At 67.7% G+C, this 18,239-nt stretch carries 13 protein-coding genes; 3 read left to right on the top strand and 10 right to left on the bottom strand.

Annotated elements, in window-relative coordinates:
• Positions 1–77 precede the first annotated feature (77 nt).
• Entirely contained in the window at positions 78–1,070 is a 993-nt protein-coding gene (locus tag AC0ZJQ_RS01035) for an asparaginase (RefSeq protein ID WP_476477218.1), read from the top strand.
• A gap of 13 nt (positions 1,071–1,083) precedes the next feature.
• Here AC0ZJQ_RS01035 and AC0ZJQ_RS01030 read toward each other — a convergent pair whose 3' ends face one another.
• The 8 genes from AC0ZJQ_RS01030 to AC0ZJQ_RS00995 all read right to left on the bottom strand — a co-directional run bounded on the left by AC0ZJQ_RS01030 (position 1,084) and on the right by AC0ZJQ_RS00995 (position 13,879).
• Positions 1,084–3,576 (bottom strand): sensor histidine kinase, encoded by a 2,493-nt coding sequence (locus AC0ZJQ_RS01030; protein ID WP_476477217.1) that lies wholly within the window; start codon positions 3,574–3,576, stop codon positions 1,084–1,086.
• A gap of 127 nt (positions 3,577–3,703) precedes the next feature.
• Positions 3,704–5,611 (bottom strand): bifunctional sugar phosphate isomerase/epimerase/4-hydroxyphenylpyruvate dioxygenase family protein, encoded by a 1,908-nt coding sequence (locus tag AC0ZJQ_RS01025; RefSeq protein ID WP_476477791.1) that lies wholly within the window; start codon positions 5,609–5,611, stop codon positions 3,704–3,706.
• A gap of 82 nt (positions 5,612–5,693) precedes the next feature.
• Entirely contained in the window at positions 5,694–8,393 is a 2,700-nt protein-coding gene (locus AC0ZJQ_RS01020; protein ID WP_476477216.1) for an AMP-binding protein, read from the bottom strand.
• A gap of 165 nt (positions 8,394–8,558) precedes the next feature.
• A complete protein-coding gene (locus AC0ZJQ_RS01015; RefSeq protein WP_213662362.1) occupies positions 8,559–9,257 on the bottom strand; it encodes a carbonic anhydrase in 699 nt (232 codons plus the stop codon).
• A 31-nt stretch (positions 9,258–9,288) separates the two neighbouring features.
• Positions 9,289–9,591, bottom strand: coding sequence for a P-II family nitrogen regulator (locus tag AC0ZJQ_RS01010; protein ID WP_213662361.1), 303 nt, complete (start codon positions 9,589–9,591; stop codon positions 9,289–9,291).
• Between the two features lies 1 nt (position 9,592).
• Positions 9,593–10,534: a sodium-dependent bicarbonate transport family permease gene (locus AC0ZJQ_RS01005; RefSeq protein ID WP_008568595.1), complete on the bottom strand. Its 942-nt coding sequence runs from the start codon at positions 10,532–10,534 to the stop codon at positions 9,593–9,595.
• Between the two features lie 107 nt (positions 10,535–10,641).
• Positions 10,642–12,453 carry a sodium-extruding oxaloacetate decarboxylase subunit alpha gene (gene oadA / locus AC0ZJQ_RS01000; protein WP_102829159.1) on the bottom strand — a complete coding sequence of 604 codons (1,812 nt, stop codon included), beginning with the start codon at positions 12,451–12,453 and terminating at the stop codon, positions 10,642–10,644.
• Positions 12,454–12,463: 10 nt separating this feature from the next.
• Complete coding sequence (locus AC0ZJQ_RS00995) at positions 12,464–13,879, bottom strand: acetyl-CoA carboxylase biotin carboxylase subunit (RefSeq protein ID WP_008568597.1); 1,416 nt, start codon at positions 13,877–13,879, stop codon at positions 12,464–12,466.
• A 248-nt stretch (positions 13,880–14,127) separates the two neighbouring features.
• On the opposite strand from AC0ZJQ_RS00995, the gene AC0ZJQ_RS00990 reads away from it, so the two are divergent.
• Positions 14,128–15,087: a LysR family transcriptional regulator gene (locus tag AC0ZJQ_RS00990; RefSeq protein ID WP_314019990.1), complete on the top strand. Its 960-nt coding sequence runs from the start codon at positions 14,128–14,130 to the stop codon at positions 15,085–15,087.
• Here AC0ZJQ_RS00990 and AC0ZJQ_RS00985 read toward each other — a convergent pair.
• The gene (locus tag AC0ZJQ_RS00985; protein ID WP_008568599.1) at positions 15,032–15,241 is read right to left on the bottom strand and encodes a PA3496 family putative envelope integrity protein; all 210 of its coding nucleotides are present in this window, start codon (positions 15,239–15,241) and stop codon (positions 15,032–15,034) included. The genes AC0ZJQ_RS00990 and AC0ZJQ_RS00985 overlap by 56 nt on opposite strands.
• A gap of 96 nt (positions 15,242–15,337) precedes the next feature.
• Positions 15,338–16,201 carry a transcriptional regulator HexR gene (gene hexR, locus AC0ZJQ_RS00980; RefSeq protein ID WP_008568600.1) on the bottom strand — a complete coding sequence of 288 codons (864 nt, stop codon included), beginning with the start codon at positions 16,199–16,201 and terminating at the stop codon, positions 15,338–15,340.
• A gap of 138 nt (positions 16,202–16,339) precedes the next feature.
• Between hexR and zwf the strand changes: the two genes are divergently transcribed.
• The gene (gene zwf / locus AC0ZJQ_RS00975) at positions 16,340–17,782 is read left to right on the top strand and encodes a glucose-6-phosphate dehydrogenase (protein WP_476477215.1); all 1,443 of its coding nucleotides are present in this window, start codon (positions 16,340–16,342) and stop codon (positions 17,780–17,782) included.
• Positions 17,783–18,239: the final 457 nt, after the last annotated feature.

The raw sequence follows: 18,239 nt of genomic DNA, 5'->3' as shown, positions 1-18,239 counted from the left end.
CAACGCAGATAGTTTTTAGCGGTGCCTAATGATCGACAGGGGGCTTGCAGGCCCCCTGTTTCGTTTGAGGAGATCCCATGCCGGCTTCCAGAAAGACCCTGGTGCTGTACACCGGCGGCACCATTGGCATGCAGCAGAGCGCCGACGGGCTGATGCCCGCCTCCGGCTTCGCCGAGCGGCTGCGGGCGCAACAGGCGCTGCAACCCGGGCGGGCGCTGCCGGACTGGCAGTTCCGCGAGCTGCTGCCACTGATCGACAGCGCCAACATGACCCCGCGCCACTGGCTGGCGATTGCCGCGGCGATCCGCCAGGGCGTCGAGCAGGACGGCTGCGACGCCGTGCTGGTGCTGCATGGCACCGACACCCTGGCCTACAGCGCGGCGGCGCTGAGTTTCCTGTTGCTCGGGCTGGAGGCGCCGGTGCTGCTGACCGGCTCCATGCTGCCGGCCGGCGTGCCGGGCAGCGACGCCTGGGACAACCTGTTCGGCGCCCTGCAGGCCCTGCACGACGGCGCGGTAGCCGGCGTCCAGCTGTATTTCCACGACCGCCTGCTGCACGGCGCCCGTGCCAGCAAGCTGGGCACCGCCAGCCTCGATGCGTTCGCCACGCTGCCGCGCCAGCGTCACGAGCCGCGCGGCAGCGGCATCCCGCCGCTTCTCGACTACCGCCAGCCGCGCCAGCCGGTCGAGCTGGCGGTGCTGCCGCTGTATCCGGGTATCCAGGCGGCGCAGCTGCGCGCCGCGCTCGCCGGCAACGTGCGCGGGCTGGTGCTCGAATGCTACGGCAGCGGCACCGGACCGTCCGACGATGCCGAGCTGCTGGCCGCGCTGGCCGAGGCCCATGCGCGCGGCGTGGTGCTGGTGGCGATCAGTCAGTGTCCGCAGGGCCATGTGGATTTCGGCCTGTACGCCGCCGGCAGCCGTCTGGCCGCCTGCGGCCTGCTCGATGGCGGCGGCATGACGCGCGAGGCGGCGCTGGGCAAGCTGTTCGCCCTGCTCGGCGCCGGGCTGTCGCCCGCCGAGGTGGCGCGCTGGTTCGCCGTCGACCTGTGCGGCGAGCGCGCCGACTGACGCGCCGCCCGGCTCAATCGGCGACCGGCGCCTGCTCCAGTTCAATCCAGAAGCGACTGCCGACACCCGGCTCGCTGTGCAGGCCCATCTGCCCGTTCATCTGCCGGGCGAACTCCAGGCACAGCGACAGGCCGATGCCGGTGCCCTGGATCATGCTGTTCTCGCGCCCCAGGCGCTGGAACGGCTCGAACACCTGATCCTGCTGCTGCGGGTCGATGCCCAGCCCGGTGTCCTCGACGATCAGCCGCACGCGGTTGCCGGCGCTCTCCGTGCGCAGCACCACGCAGCCATCGGGCACGTTGTACTTCAGCGCATTGGACAGCAGGTTGAGCAGCACCTGACGCAGCCGACGCGGCTCGGCCAGCACCTGTAACGTGTCCGGCGGCAATTGCACGTCCAGGCGCAGGTTGCGCTGGCGCACCTCCAGCGACACCAGCTCGGCGCATTCGCGCAACAGCCCGGCGACCGCTACCGGCCGCAGTTCGAGCGTCTGCCGCTCGCTCTGCAGGCCGGACCACTCCAGCACGTCGCCGAGCATCTGGTTCAGATGGCGGCTGGCCAGGAGGATTTCGTCGAGGTACTCGGCAGCCTCGGACTGGCTTTCGTCGTTGCAGTCCATGCGCATCAGCTGGGCGAAGCCGAGAATGGCGTTGAGCGGCGTGCGCAGCTCGTGGCTGATACCCGACAGCAGGCGCGTCTTCGCCTCGTTGGCGGCCTGCGCCTGCGCCGTCGCGGCGCGCAGCTCGGCGTCCGCCTGCTTGAGCGCATCGATGTCGACATGCGTGCCGGCCAGCACGCGCGGCAGCCCGGTCTGCGCATCGTGCTCCAGCACCCGGCCGCGGCTGAGCAGCCAGTGGTACTGGCCGAGCGCGTCGGCAAAGCGGTATTCGACGTCGTAGCGCTGTGACAGCCCCTGCTGGACCAGTTTGAGCTGGGCCATCGCCCGCGGCAGGTCCTCGGGATGAATGCGCTGGCGGAACTGCTCGCCGGTCAGCTGCCCCTCAGGCAGGCCGAAGCGCGCGGGCAGGCGCCCGCGCAGCTGCAGCACGCCGCTCTGCAGATCGAACTCCCAGAGGCTCTCGGTGGCGCTTTCCAGCACCAGCTCCAGTCGGCGCTGGGTCTGCCAGCGCCGCGTCTCGCTGGACTGCAGCTGACTGCCGATCGACAGCGTGTGCCGGGCCATGTCGTCCAGTTCGCGGATGCTCGAGGTCACCGGTGCCGGCTGCCAGCGGCCCTGGCCGATCTCGTCGAGCATCTGCGAGACGCCGGCGATCGGCGCGCGCAGCGAATCGCTGAGGCGCCGCGCGCGCCGCCACATGAAGGCGAAGAAGCCGAGGTAGAACAGCAGCAGCCCGGCAATCAGCAGGTAGCCAATCTGCTGGTAGCGGCTGGCCAGGGCGTTGGTCTGGGCGAACATCTGCGCCTCGTCGACCACCGCCAGCAGGTGCCAGCCGGTCTGGTCGATGGTGGTCCAGGCCACCAGCTGCGGCCGGCCGCCGAGCACCAGGCGGCGCACACCGACCGGCTCACCTTTGATGGCCGCGGCCAGTTCGCGGGTTTCGGCGCGCTGCTGCAGCTTGAAGTCCTCGGGCTTGAAGATCTCGCGGCGCACCGCCTCCTCATAGGAGTGCTCGGTCAGTTCGGCGAGGCCGAAGTCGCGCTCGCCGGGGCCGGGCAGCGCCATGATGCCCAGGTCGCGGCTGACCAGCATCGCGTAGCCGTCCCACGGCACATGCAGCTGGGCGATCTGCTGCAGGATGCCGCTGACGGTGATGTCGATGCCGTTGACACCCTCGAGGAAATCGCCGCGATAGACCGGCGCGATCGCCGACATCATCCAGCCGTGGCCGGCGGGGTCGAGGTAGACGTCGGTCCACACCACGCCGCGCTTGGGATTGTGCTCGGCGTCGGCGAGGTAATAGAAGTTGTAGTCGGGAATGACCATGTCATTCGGGTACTGGTCCGGCGTGGAGAACCAGGGGTAGATGTGGTTGTAGCTGTCCCAGCTGTTGAAATACAGGCTGGCGATCAGCGGAAAACGCGCCTTAAGTTCCATCATCAGCGGATCGAGGCTGCGCAGGCGATTGACCTTGTCCAGGTCCTGGCGCGCCGGCGGCGTGGAACCGGAATAGAACGCCGCCGCGCCGCCCTCGTCACGCGGGCTGTAGCGCACTCCGGCAGCGTTCAGCGCCAGCGCCGGCGGGCAGGCGCATGCCGACGGCTGGTCGAGCAGCGCGCGGCCGGTCAGGCTGCGAAACAGCTCGGTGGCTGCGGTGATCTGCCCCAGCTGCGCATCGATGATGCGCGCCTCCAGGCCGACCGAGGCCTGCAGGTCGGTCAGGGCAGTCTGGCGCAGGTAGTCGATATGCGCATCGCGGATGGCATTGTTGGTCAGCAGATAGACTGCGATGAGCACCGCCTCCACCAGCACCAGCGGAATCAGGGCACTCTGAACGAAGGCGCGCCAGATCCATTGGCGCAGACCGATCGGGCTTCTCGACGGCACGGGAGCTCCAGCGCACGGCGCGCAAACGGCTGATGGGCGAAAGCGGCGGGATCATATCACCGCCTCCGGCAAAACCCAGTTTCGCCGATAGGCGTAGAGCGGGCCGTGCGCTGGCGCTTATCCAGCGTTAGCCGCGCTGGCGCGCCAGTGCCGCCAGACGCACCGCCGCGTTGGCCTCGCCGTGGCCGGCGTAGCCGTTGCGCCGCTGCAGGATCTCGACGCAGAAGCGCCCCTCGAACGGCGCAGTACACACCTGCAGCAGCTCGCCGCCCTGCGCATCGCGGTCGTACAGCACATTGCCGCGGGCCAGGCGCTGCAAGGTGGCGTCGTCGAGCGCGAAGCGCGCGGCGAGGTCATCGTAGTAGTTCTGCGGGATGTTCAGCAGCGCCACGCCGGCCTGCTGGAGGCGCTCCACCTCGGCGAGCAGGTCGTCGCAGGTAAAGGCGATGCGCTGCAATCCCGCGCCACGGTAGCGCGCCAGCGTGTGGGCGACCGCCGTATCGTGGTCCGGCGAAATCTCCAGCGGCAGGCGTACCCGGCCGCAGCGGCTGTGCACGGCGCGGCTGCGGATCAGCCCGCGCGGGTCGAACACCACCGCCTCGTCGGCCACCTCGAAATCGAACAGGCTGCGATAGAACAGCAGCCAGCTGGCCAGCCGTTCGGCCGGCAGCGCGCTGGCCAGCTGATCGATGCCGCACAGGCCGCCGCTCGGCTGCGCCTGCGGGTCGATGCGAAAGTCGGTGTCATAGACGCTGTGCCCCGGCGCGCCCGGTTCGACCAGATAGATCAGGCTGCCGTCCGGCGCGCGCACGGCCGGAATCTCCCGTTCGTCGGGGCCGACCAGACCGCAGTAGGGCTGGGCGCGGAAGGCACAGGCGCGCTCCAGCGCCGGCGCCTCGCGCTCGACCCGCAGCGCCATCGCGCAGAGCGAGGTGCCGTGCGCGGCGAAGAAATCCGCGGCGAACGACTGCGGCTGGGCATTGAGCACGATGTTCGCCTCGCCCTGGCGATACAGCCACACCGCCTTGGAACGGTGCTCGCCGACGCGGGCGAAACCCAGGCGTTCGAGCCAGCCGCCGAGGCGTTCGGCCTGCACGGCATCGACGGCGAATTCGAGGAAATCGAGCCCCGCATGGCTGGCGGCCGGCGGTGCGGCGAACAGGTTGCCGCGCGGCGTCGCGCCCTGCTGCTCCAGCCGCTGGCGGGTCTGCTCCTCCAGATAGAGCAGCGCGCGCAGGCCGTCGGCGGCACTGGCCAGAGCGGGCGCGGCACGCAGGCCATCGTTGAAGATTTCCAGCGACAGCGGCCCGCGATATCCGCTGCGCAGCACCGGCGCGAGAAAGCCGGCCAGATCGAACGCGCCCTGCCCTGGAAAGCAGCGGTGGTGGCGGCTCCACGGCAGCACATCGAGCGTGAGCAGCGGCGCATCGGCCAGCTGCACGAAGAAGATCTTCTCGGCGGGCAACGCGGCGATGCCCGCCGGATCGTCACGCAGCGCCAGGGTGTGGAAGCTGTCGAGGACGATGCCGAGCGCCGGGTGGGCGGCCCGCGCCACCAGTTCCCAGGCCTGGCCCCAGGTCTGCACATGACGGCCCCAGGCGAGCGCCTCGTAGCCGATGCGCAGGCCGCGTGCCTGCGCGCGCTCGGCCAGCCGCGCGAGGTCGGCGGCGAGGATTTCCGGCTCGTCCAGCGCCTCGGCCTGGGTGTTGCTGCAGACCAGCAGCAGTTCGGTGCCCAGCTCCTGCATCACGTCGAACTTGCGCTCGGCACGGTCGAGGTTGCGCTGCACGAGCTCGCGCGGGCAGCCCTCGAAGTCGCGGAACGGCTCGAACAGCGCGATGCCGATGCCCAGCTCCTCGCACAGCCGCCGCACTTCGGCCGGGCTGCCCGGGTGATGCAGCAGATCGGTCTCGAACAGCTCGACGGCGTCGAAGCCGGCCGCGGCGATGGCGCGCAGCTTGTCCGGCAGGCTGCCGCTCAGCGAAACCGTGGAGATCGCCCGCGGCCAGCGCCAGCCGCGCTCGCCGGGACGCATCCGGACAGGCGCAGCGACCGGCTGGGCGCCGTTCACGCGCGGAAACGCCGCCAGATTGGCGGCCAGCGGCACGATGGCCGACTCAGTGCACGGTACGATCATGGTCGGGGGACTCGGTAAGGGAAACCAGCGGGCCGGGCTCGGCCTGCTCCAGCAGGGCACGCAGCGGCGTGGCGATCGAGGCGGTGTAGTCCTTCACGCAGCGGTGATGGCCGCCCAGTACGTCGTAACTCTCGAAGCGGATGCCCATGTTGCGCCACGCGTGGCTGGTGTAATCGGCGGAGAAATACACCACCGGCGCCGCCAGCCGCCCGGGCAGGTAGCGCGCCATCGCCAGCGAGTAACGCTGGAAGCGCTCGCGCACTTCCAGGTCGCGCGCCGTCGGCGCGGCCTCCGTGCTGGCGCGGCGCAGCAGGCGCCCGCCGAGCTTGTGCAGCAGGTTGGCGATGCGCTTGGGATAGGGCCATTTGCTGGTCTCGCCGAAGCGGCTCAGCGCCTCGTAGGTGCGCGCCAGCAAGGTTTCCGACAGCAATGCGTCGGCGCTGCGCAGGATCACGCGCGACCAGGGCCGCACGTTGGCGGTCGGCGGGTCGATCAGCGCGACGATCTCCACCTCCTCGCCGGCCTCGATCAGCAGGCGTGCGGTTTCGAACGCCACCAGCGCGCCGTTGCAGTAGCCGCCGATGCGGTACGGACCGCGCGTCTGCCGTTCGAGAATCAGCGGCAGTCGCGCGCGGGCCATCTGCTCGACCGATGCCGGAATCGGCTCGTTATCCAGGCCATGCGGGGCGATGGCGATCAGCGGTTGCCGCGAACCGAGCAGCTTGGCCAGACGGCGGATGTAGTAGCCGCCCTGGGCGAAGTCGCCGTGGAACCAGAACAGCGGCGTGCGCTGCGGGTCCTGGTTGAACTCGATCACCGGGATCACCTGCCCGGCGAGGTCCTGCAGGCGCGCGGCGAGCTTGCGCGCGCTCTCCTCGACCAGCACCGTCTCGGGAATCATGCGCCCGAGCAGCTGTTCGAGTTCGGCGAGCATCTCGGTGGCGAGCAGCGAATCGCCGCCGCAGTCGAAGAAGTTGTCGTCCGGGCCGACCGCGTCGGTCTTCAGCAGGCGCCGCCAGACGCTCAGCACGTCGCGCTCCAACGGCGTCAGCTGGGCATCCTCGGAGGTGATGCCGGCGCGCGCCTGGGCGGCACGCATCGCCAGCAGCGCATCGCTCAGGCGGTGGCGCAGCACCTTGCCGGTCAACCCGCGCGGCAGTTCATCGAGCAGCTGGATGCGCCGCGGCACCTTGAAATACACCAGTTCACCACGCAGAAACTCACGCAGCGCCTCCGCCTCCACCTGCATGCCCGGGCGCAGCACCACCGCGGCGGCGACGTCCTCGCCGAGGCGCGGATGCGGCACAGCGAACGCTGCGGCCTCGGCCACGGCCGGGTGGCGCAGCAGTGCATCGTCGACTTCCTGCAGGCTGACCTTCTCGCCGCCGCGGTTGATCACCTCGCGCAGGCGGCCGTGCAGGCGCAGAAAGCCGTCGGCGTCGAAGCTGCCGAGATCGCCGGTGTGGAACCAGCCATCGTGAAAGGCCGCCTGGTTCAGCGCCGGATCGCCGAGATAGCCAGCCATCAGTGTCGGCCCGCGGAGCAGCACCTCGCCGCGCTCGCCGACAGCGACCGATGCGCCGACGTCGTCGACGATGCGCACGCTGCCCGGCAGCGGCCGGCCGACCGTGCCGGCCTTGTGCTCACCGGGAAACGGCGTGTTCACCGCGATCTGCGCAGCCTCGCTGGAACCGTAGTGTTCGAGCAGCGGCATGCCCAGTGCCGCCTGCAGGCCATCGACGATCTCCTGCTGCAACGGCGCCCCGCCCGAAGAGGCGAAGCGCAGGCGATGCCGGGCGAACGCCTCGGGGCGGCTGTGGGTGGCTTCGAGCACCGCGCGGTGCAGCGCCGGGCCGGCGGAATACCAGCTCGGCTGGAGCGTCTCGAACCACTCGTGCAGGTCCACGGTCGCCGGGCTGAGCGGGAACGCCACGCTGCCGCCACCGAGCAGCGGGGTGAGGATGGTCACCTTGAGCCCGTGCGAGTAGTACGGCGCCGAGACGCACAGGCAGCGGTCTTCGGCGTTCAGGCGGAACCAGCGCTGCCAGTTCTGCGCGGCGGCGAGCATGTTGCGATGGCTGAACGGGATCAGTTTGGGCCGCGCGGTGGTGCCGGAGCTACGCAGGATGAATGCCGGCGCGTCCGCTTCCGGCTCGGCATCGGGCGCCGGAACCGCCGCCGCCGTGACGCGCAGCAGCAGACCGGCGCTGCCGTCTTCGGCGGGCTCGGCGATGATCAGCGGCAGGTCGTGCCGGTGCGCGGCGCGATAGCCGGCATCGGGGCCGCCGTCGATGATCAGCAGCGCATCGAGCGGCAGCTGTTCGAGGAACTGGTCCAGTTCGGCCGGCCCGAGGCGCGGATCGAGCGGCACGGCGACCGCCGAACAGGCGACGCCGAGGATGCCGACGGCGGCCTGGGCGGCGTCGGGGATCATCACGCCGATCTTCGCCTCGCGACCGAGGCCGGCCCGGCGCAGCTGATGGCGGATGCCGTCGAGCTGATCGCACAGGGCGCCGCGATCCAGCGGGGCGAAGCGCGTGGCGAGCAGTGCCGGCCGCCGCGGAGCGGCAGCGGCCAGACGTGCCAGTGCACGATAGAGCGTCGGCGCCGTGGCGGCCGAGTCGCGCACGGGCGCTGCCGGGTCCAGCACGGACCCGGTCGATTCGAGGGAGTGTGTCACGCTGTCTGTCCTTGGCCGAGGGGCGACCGGAGCCGCTTTCCTCACTGGCCTCTAAGACAGCGTGCGTCGAAAAAGTTGCCTGAACTGCGCCGTGTTATCGGCAACTGCAATGAAAAACACGCTAACCGCTGCGCTTTCCCAGCAAATTTCTCGATCGGATCGGGCTCACTCCGCCAGGTAGCGCGCCCGCGGCGTAGCCATCGGCAGCGGGCCGTCGCCGATCAGGCGGAACTCGCCCGTCTGCGCGTCGTAGGCGCGGATCTCGCTGCTGCCGATGTTGTAAACCCAGCCGTGGATGAACAGCTGGCCGCTGGCCAGGCGCGCGGCGACCGAGGGGTGGGTGCGCAGGTGGTCGAGCTGGGCGACCACGTTTTCCTCGGTGAGGATGCCTAGGGTGTGCTCGTTGGCACAGCCGCAGTTTTCCTCCACCACGTGCCGGGCAACCTCGGCGTGGCTCAGCCAGGCCTTGACCGTGGGCATGCGCTGCAGCGACGCCGGGTCGAGCACCGCCTTCATCGCGCCGCAGTCCGAATGGCCGCAGATGATGATGTGCTGCACGCCGAGCGCCACCACGGCGAACTCGATCGCGGTGGAGACGCCGCCGAGCATCTGCCCGTACGGCGGCACCACGTTGCCGACGTTGCGGGTGACGAACAGATCGCCCGGCGAGCTCTGGGTGATCAGCTCGGGAATGATCCGCGAGTCGGCGCAGGTGATGAACATCGCTCGCGGCTTCTGCTCGAAGGCGAGCTTCTCGAACAGCTCGCGCTGCTGGGGATAGATCTCCTCGCGAAAGCGCTTGACCCCACCGATGATGTGATCGAGCGCCTCCTGGGCACTTTCGTTGCGTTGCTGATTGCTCATGTTCGACTCTCGCAAGGTGTGTTGGCGCGCTTCAGAATTTCTCCGGGCGCAGCACTTGTACTTCGGCGAGGTAGCAGACCATCGCGAAGTGTTCGTAGTAACGGGCCTGCAGGTGCGCGGCGATGCGCTCGGCGATCTCGCGACTGCAGATGACTTCCAGGCGGATGTTGCCGTCGGTGTTCCACTCGGCGCTGCGCACGCCGCGGCTGCCGCTGCCACGGGCGTCGGACAGGGTCCAGCCGGGTGCGCCGAGCGCCTGCAGGTCGGCTTCCAGCTTGTGCTCCAGCGCGGCTTCGCAGATCACCGTGAGCAGGGTGCGGGTGTGTGCGTTCATCTCAGAGTCCCCAGGCGATCAGTCGCTCGGCCAGCGCCAGATAGAGCGGTATGCCGATCAGGATGTTGAAGGGAAAGGTGATGCCCAGCGAGGCGGTCAGCGACAGCGACGGGTTGGCCTCCGGCACCGCCAGACGCATCGCCGCCGGCACCGCGATGTACGAGGCGCTGGCAGAGAGCGTGGCGAGCATCGCCGTGCCGCCCAGCGACAGCCCCATGAAGCGCGCCAGCAACGCGCCGACCAGCGCACCGAGTAGCGGCATCACCAGCGCGAAGGCCGCAAGCTTGATGCCGTAGCGCTTGAGCGAAGCGAGCTGACCGGAGGCGATCAGGCCCATCTCCAGCAGGAAGAACGCCAGCACCGGCTTGAACATGCTGGTGTACAGCGGCTCCAGCGGTTTGATCGCTTCCTTGCCGGCGATCGCACCGATCAGCAGGCCGCCGAGCAGCAGCATGATGCTCTTGCCGAGGAAGATCTCGCGGCCCAGCGCCTTCCAGTGGGTATCGCGCGACACGCCCTTGGCCAGCAGGATGCCGACCAGGATCGCCGGAATCTCGAGGATCGCCACGAACAGCGGCATGTAGCTCTCGAACGCCACCTGGCGCGCCGCCAGATAGGCCACCACCACGGCGAAGGTACCGGCACTGACCGAGCCGTAGTGCGCGGCGACCGCTGCGGCGTTGATGCGGTCGAAGCGCAGGCCGCGCAACAGACCGAACGCCAGCACCGGCAGCAGCATGCCCAACGCCAGCACCAGCAGCGACTGGCCAAGCAGCGCGGCACTGGCCTGCTCGGCCAGCTCGACGCCGCCGTGCAAGCCGATGGCCAACAGCAGCACGATGGACAGCGTGTCGTACAGCGCCGGCGGCAGCTTCAGTTCGCTCTTGAGCAGCCCGGCGCACAGGCCGAAGACGAAGAACAATACGACGGGGTCGATACCCATTTGTTTCTCCTGGCAGAGGATTGGAATCCGAGCCCGTCCCTGGTCGACATCCGCGGCTGAAAAAAAGGGAGCCGCGCGGGCTCCCTGATTCGTTACGACACGCGCTATCAGGCCTCGATTTCAATCAAGACTTCGCCCGGGTTGACGCGGTCACCTTTCCCGACGTGTACCGCCTTCACGGTGCCGGCGATCGGCGCCTGGATTTCGGTTTCCATCTTCATCGCCTCACTGACCAGTACCGGCTGGCCGGCCTTGACCGTATCGCCGACCTTGACCAGCACGTCGACCACGTTGCCCGGCATGGTCGTGCTGACGTCGCCCGGCGCGCTGGCCTGCTTGCGTCCGCTGCTGCCACCGCCGACGAACTCGTTGAGCGCCTCGAACACCACTTCTTCCGGCATGCCGTCGATGGACAGATAGAAGTGGCGCTTGCCTTCGGCCTTGACGCCGACGCCGGTGATGTCGACGCGGTAGGTTTCACCGTGCACGTCGATGACGAACTCGGTCGGCACGCCTTCCTGGGCGACGCTGGTGGTGGTGCCCGGGATCGGCAGCAGCGCTTCGGGCTGCAGGGTGCCGGCTTCGCGCTCTTCGAGGAACTTGCGGCCGATGTCCGGGAACATGGCGTAGGTCAGCACGTCCTCTTCGCTCTTGGCCAGCGCGCCGACTTCCTTGCGCAGCTTGTCCAGCTCCGGCGCGATCAGATCGGCCGGACGGCATTCGATGACTTCCTCGCTGCCGATGGCCATGAAGCGCAGGCGCTCGCACACCGGTGCCGGGGCCTGACCGTAGCGGCCCTGCAGGTAGAGCTTCACCTCGTTGGTGATGGTCTTGTAGCGTTCGCCGGCGAGCACGTTGAAGAACGCCTGGGTGCCGACGATCTGCGAGGTCGGGGTGACCAGCGGCGGGAAGCCGAGGTCCTGGCGCACCTTGGGAATCTCCGCCAGCACTTCGTCCATGCGGTGCAGCGCGCCCTGCTCCTTGAGCTGGTTGGCGAGGTTGGAAATCATCCCGCCGGGCACCTGGTTTACCTGCACGCGGGTGTCGACGCCGGTGAATTCGCTCTCGAACTGGTGGTACTTCTTGCGCACCGCGTAGAAGTACAGGCCGATCTCCTGCAGCAGTTCCAGATCGAGGCCGGTGTCGTACGGCGTGTCACGCAGCGCGGCGACCATCGACTCGGTGCCCGGATGGCTGGTGCCCCAGGCCATCGACGAGATGGCGGTGTCGATGCGGTCGGCACCGTTTTCCACGGCCTTGAGCTGACACATGCTGGCCACGCCGGCGGTGTCGTGCGAGTGCACCACCACGTCCAGCTGCGGCAGCGCCTCCTTCAGCGCCTTGACCAGTGCGCCGGTGGCGTACGGCGTGAGCAGGCCGGCCATGTCCTTGATGGCGATCGAGTCGATGCCCATCGCCGCCATCTTCCGCGCCTGCTCGACGAAGGCGTCGATGGTGTGCACCGGGCTGGTGGTGTAGGCGATGGTGCCCTGGGCGTGCTTGCCGGCCTTCTTCACCGCGCGGATGGCGGTTTCCAGGTTACGTACGTCGTTCATCGCATCGAAGATGCGGAACACGTCGATGCCGTTCTCCGCGGCCTTGGCGACGAAGGCCTCGACCACGTCGTCGCTGTAGTGGCGGTAGCCGAGCAGGTTCTGCCCGCGCAGCAGCATCTGCAGGCGGGTGTTGGGCAGTGCGGCCTTGAGCTGGCGCAGGCGCTGCCACGGGTCTTCCTTGAGGAAGCGCACGCAGGCGTCGAAGGTGGCGCCGCCCCAGACTTCCAGCGACCAGTAGCCGACGCGGTCGAGCTTGTCGCAGATCGGCAGCATGTCTTCGGTGCGCATGCGGGTCGCCAGCAGCGACTGGTGCGCGTCACGCAGGATGGTGTCGGTAACACTGATTTTCTTCTGAGCAGTCATGGGTCGTTCCTCACAGGCCTGCGTGGGCGGCAATGGCAGCGGCGATGGCCAGGGCCAGTTCGCCCGGCTTGCGTTTGATCGAGTAGTGCAGCAGCTCCGGGTGGTTGTCGACGAAGCTGGTGTTGAACTGGCCGCTGCGGAAATCCGGGTTGGCAAGAATCTGCTGGTAGTAGGTGGCGGTGGTCTTCACGCCCTGCACGCGCATGTCGTCCAGCGCGCGCGAGCCACGCGCCAGCGCCTCTTCCCAGGTCAGCGCCCAGACCACCAGCTTCAGGCACATGGAGTCGTAGTACGGCGGGATGGTGTAGCCGGTGTAGATCGCCGTGTCGGTGCGCACGCCGGGGCCACCGGGCGCGTAGTAGCGGGTGATCTTGCCGAAGCACGGCAGGAAGTTGTTGCGCGGGTCCTCGGCGTTGATGCGGAACTGCAGCGCATAGCCGCGGTACTGGATGTCTTCCTGCTTGACCGACAGCGGCTGGCCCGCGGCGATGCGGATCTGCTCGCGGACGATGTCGATGCCGGTGATTTCCTCGGTGATGGTGTGCTCCACCTGCACGCGGGTGTTCATCTCCATGAAGTACACCTCACCATCGGCGAGCAGGAACTCCACGGTGCCGGCGTTCTCGTAGCCCACCGCCTTGGCCGCCTTGACCGCGAGGTCGCCGATGTAGGCGCGTTGCTCGGGAGTCAGCTGCGGGCTGGGGGCGATCTCGATGAGTTTCTGGTTGCGCCGCTGGATCGAGCAGTCGCGCTCGAACAGGTGCACGGTGTTGCCGAACGAGTCGGCCAGCACCTGAGCCTCGATGTGCTTGGGCTCGACGATGCATTTCTCGAGGAACACCTCGGCGCTGCCGAAGGCCTTGGTCGCCTCGGAAATCACCCGCGGGTAGGCCGATTCCAGCTCTGCCTGCGAGTTGCAGCGACGAATGCCGCGGCCGCCGCCGCCGGAGGTGGCCTTGAGCATCACCGGGTAGCCGATACGCTCGGCTTCGCGCAGCGCCTCGGCGAGGTCGGCGACGTTGCCTTCGGTGCCCGGCGTGACCGGCACACCGGCCTTGATCATGCTGCGCCGCGCTTCGGTCTTGTCGCCCATGCGGCGGATGACTTCGGCGCTCGGACCGACGAAACGGATGCCGCGCTCGGCGCAGATTTCTGCCAGTTCGGCATTCTCGGAGAGGAAGCCGTAGCCCGGGTGCAGCGCATCGCAGCCGGTTTCCACCGCCAGGTTCACCAGCTTGCGCGGGTTCAGGTAGCCGGCCAGCGGGTCTTCACCAATGGAATACGCCTCGTCGGCGCGCTTGACGTGCAGCGCATGGCGGTCGGCCTCGGAGAACACCGCCACCGAGCGAACGCCCATTTCGGCACAGGCACGCACGATGCGCACCGCAATTTCCCCGCGGTTGGCGATCAGCAGCTTCTTGATCACGCTGTCTTCCTCGGATCGATGAGCAGGCGACCCGCAGCACGGGTCGGGAAGCGCCCGCCTCGGCGAGCGTTTTTACCCTACGCCTCGCTTATCGATTACCGAAAATAAATAATTGTTTGCTTATGGATAAGTGAAAACTTATACATGCGTGCAGATACCGGCGTTACCGGGCTGCGGCGCGCTGAGCTGACCGCTCGAACAGTAAAAATTCGTTTGTTTGCCAGGCGCCCGGGCGCCGGAGAACCCTCATGCGAAAGTCCCTGATGCGCATGACGCTGCGCCAGCTGCAGGTGTTCGGCGCCGTCTGCGAAAGTCGCTCCTACAGCCGTGCGGCCGAGGAAATGGCGCTGACCCAGCCGGCGGTGAGCCTGCAGATTCGCCAGCTCGAAGAGCTGGTCGGTCAGCCGCTGTTCGAGTACGTCGGCAAGAAGCTCTACCTGACCGAAGCCGCCGAGGCGCTCAAGCGCGCCAGCAGCGACATCTTCGCCCGTCTCGACAGCCTCGACATGCAGCTGACCGACCTGCAGGGCTCGCTGCAGGGCCAGCTCAATCTGGCGGTGGAATCCAGCGCCAAATACTTCGTACCGCACCTGTTCGCCGCATTTCGCCGCCAGCACCCGGACGTCAGCCTGCAGCTGAGCGTGGTCAACCGTGCGCAGGTGATCAAGCGGCTGTCGGACAACCGCGACGATCTGGTGATCATGTCGCTGATGCCTTCGGAGGTCGCGCTGGAATTCCTGCCGTTCCTCAACAACCCGATCGTCGCCGTGGCGCCGCCGGAACACCCGCTGTGCCAGGCCAGCCGGCTGTCGCTGCAGGACCTGGCAGCCTATCCGCTGCTAGTGCGCGAACCCGGCTCGGGCACGCGCAAGGCGTGCGAGGAATACTTCCAGCAGAAGCGTGCGCACTTCGCCCAGACCGTGCAGATCGCTTCGCTCGATGCGCTGCGCGAAGCGGTGATCGCCGGCCTCGGCGTGGCGCTGCTGCCGCGCCATGCGGTGACGCTGGAACTGACCCACGGCCTGCTGCGCGAGCTGCCGGTGGATGAGCTACCGCTCTACCGCAGCTGGTGCGTCGCGCATGCCCGCGGCAAACGCCTGAGCCCGGTGGCCCAGGCGTTCTTCGCCTTCATCCGTGACCAGCGCGCGCAGGTCAGTGCGCTGGCCGCGCGCTTCGGCGGTTCTCCGCCCAAGCCCGCTGCGCGGTGAATGCGGCCGGCTCGGCGAACGGGTCCAGCAGCGCGTGCAGACGGCGCTCCTCGGCGTAACTCTCGATGGCGCGACGGAACTGCATACGCCGCACGTCCTGCTCCTTGCGGCGGGCCTTGGAGTCGGACGGCGGAAGGTCGGTATACGGGTACATGGGCGGTCTCCCAGGACGGGTATCGGGAAACCCAGCATCGGACCGTCAGATGACGCCTTGAAGACAGTGCGTTGAACGAGCGATGAACGCGCCCGTTCAGTCGTCGTGCTTCACCGATTTGGGCGACAGCCGCAGGCTGCGCAGGCTGCGCTTGACGCTCTTGAGGTGGTTGACCAGGCTCGGGCCGCGCGCCATCGCCACGCCCATCGCCAGCACGTCGATCACCACCAGATGGGCGATGCGCGAGGTCAGCGGGGTGTAGATCTCGGTGTCTTCCTGCACGTCGATGGCCAGGTTGATGGTCGCCAGCTCGGCGAGCGGCGTCTGGCTCGGGCACAGGGTGATCAGCGTGGCGCCGGATTCGCGCACCACGTTGGCGGTGATCAGCAGGTCCTTGGAGCGTCCCGACTGCGAGATACAGATCGCCACGTCGGTGGGCTTGAGCGTCACCGCCGACATCGCCTGCATGTGCGGGTCGGAATACGCTGCCGCCGACAGCAGCAGCCGGAAGAACTTGTGCTGGGCATCGGTGGCCACCGCGCCGGACGCGCCGAAGCCGTAGAACTCCACCCGCTCGGCCTTGGCGCAGGCCTCGATGGCGCGTTCCAGCGCCTGCGGATCGAGGCGCTCGCGCACCTCCATCAGGGTGTGCAGAGTGGTGTCGAAAATCTTCAGGCTGACATCCATCACCGAGTCGTTCTCGCTGATGGCGAACTGGCCGAAGCTGGCGCCGGCGGCCAGGCTCTGCGCCAGTTTCAGCTTGAGGTCCTGGAAGCCCTGGCAGCCGATGGCGCGGCAGAAACGCACGATGGTCGGCTCGCTGACACCCACCGCATGGGCCAGATCGGCCATCGAACTGTGCATCACCGACGCCGGATCGAGCAGGACGTGGTCGGCCACCTTCAGTTCCGACTTCCTCAACAGACTTCTCGATTGGGCGATGTGTTGCAGCAGATTCACGTGGCGGACTCGCTTATGCTCGCGGGCGATGGCCCGGGCGCCGCAGCGCCGCTCGACCATCAGCGGGTTGTAGTGGGGCGGTAGTTATACTACAAGCCTCGCCGCGACGCCCCCTTTTTGGCCTCCAGGAGTGCTCCCGTGTCGATTTCCTGTGACATGCTCGTGTTCGGCGGAACCGGCGACCTGACCCTGCACAAGCTGCTGCCGGCGCTCTATCACCTGCACCGCGACGGCCGCCTGCACAGCGACGTGCGGATTCTCGCGCTGGCGCGCAAGAAGCTCGACCGCGCCGGCTATCTGGCCCTGGCCGAACGCCACTGCCGCGCGCAGGTCGCGCGCAGCGACTTCAGCGTCGACACCTGGCAGGCCTTCGCCCAGCGGCTGGACTATTTCGCCATGGACGCCAGCCAGCGCGGCGAATTCGTCCGCCTGGCGCACCACCTGGGCAGCGGTGACAGGCGCGTGCGGGTCTACTACCTGGCCACCGCGCCGGACCTGTTCGAGCCCATCGCCAGCCATCTGGAAAGCGCCGGACTGGCCGGGGAAAACGCGCGCATCGTGCTGGAGAAACCCATCGGCCACTCGCTGGAATCGGCGCGCGCGATCAATGCGGCGATCGGCGCGGTGTTCGCCGAGTCGCGCATCTACCGGATCGACCACTACTTGGGCAAGGAAACCGTGCAGAACCTCATGGCGCTGCGCTTCGCCAACGCGCTGTTCGAGCCGATCTGGCGCGCCGGGCATATCGATCATGTGCAGATCACCGTGGCGGAAACGCTCGGCGTGGAGAACCGCGGCGGCTACTACGACCACGCTGGCGCCATGCGCGACATGCTGCAGAACCACCTGCTGCAGCTGCTCTGCCTGGTGGCGATGGAGGCGCCGGTGCGCTTCGACGCCGAGTCGGTGCGCAACGAGAAGGTCAAGGTGCTGCAGGCGCTCAAGCCGATCACTGGCATGGACGTGCTCGACAAGACCGTGCGCGGCCAATACGGCGCCGGCCAGATCGGCGGCCACGACGTACCGGCCTACTACTTCGAGCCCAGCATCGACAACGACAGCGATACCGAAACCTTCGTCGCCGTGCAGGCCGAAATCGACAACTGGCGCTGGGCCGGCGTGCCGTTCTACCTGCGCACCGGCAAGCGCATGGCGCGCAAGCGCTCGGAAATCATCATCACCTTCAAACCGGTGCCGCACCTGCTGTTCAAGAAGGGCGAAGCCAACCGCTTGGTGATCCGCCTGCAGCCGGAGGAATGCATCGGCCTGCAGCTAATGGCCAAGGCGCCGGGCAAGGGCATGCAGCTCGAACCAGTGGAACTGGATCTGAACCTGGCGCACGCCTTCAGCAGCAGCCGCCGCTGGGACGCCTACGAGCGCCTGCTGCTCGACGTGATCGAGGGCGATTCCACGCTGTTCATGCGGCGCGACGAGGTGGAAGCGGCCTGGCAGTGGGTCGATCCCATCCTGCGCGGCTGGCAGGGCCATTACCGCAAACCGCGCCCCTACCCCGCCGGCAGCGACGGCCCGGAACAGGCCCACCAGTTCATCGAACGCCAGGGTCGCGGCTGGTCGCATTGAGGCGCTCCGCGCGCACTGGGTGAACTGCGCGCGCGAATCACGCCATACTGCGCGGCATATATGGCCGATATGCCGCCAGATGATTCGCAGGAACTTCCCGCATCCTACGTCACATCACACAAGATCAACTTTCCGGCAACGCCCCAGATGAGGGCGCTCGCTAGCCAGTGAACCACGCCAAGTTCATCCAGCAGTTGCTTCGCGATATTCAACCGCATGCTATGCCATATCGGCCAGATAGTTCTGCGGCAACTTTCCGCCGTTCTCGAGACTGCCAGCACTGCAATTGAATCCGCTGCAAAGCCACGCCGTACGCGGCCTTTAGCCTACATTCCCGCCATTCGCATGGAACTTTGCGCGAACGCCAAGTTCAACTTCGACATCGACCTCCGTATCTCGTTCAAATTGGCGCCGTGAAACACGTTGAATCACCTTCGGTAACTTACCGTTATCCGTG

The organism is Stutzerimonas sp. 21-1, assembly GCF_056336065.1.
This window is presented reverse-complemented; position numbering and strand designations above follow the sequence as displayed.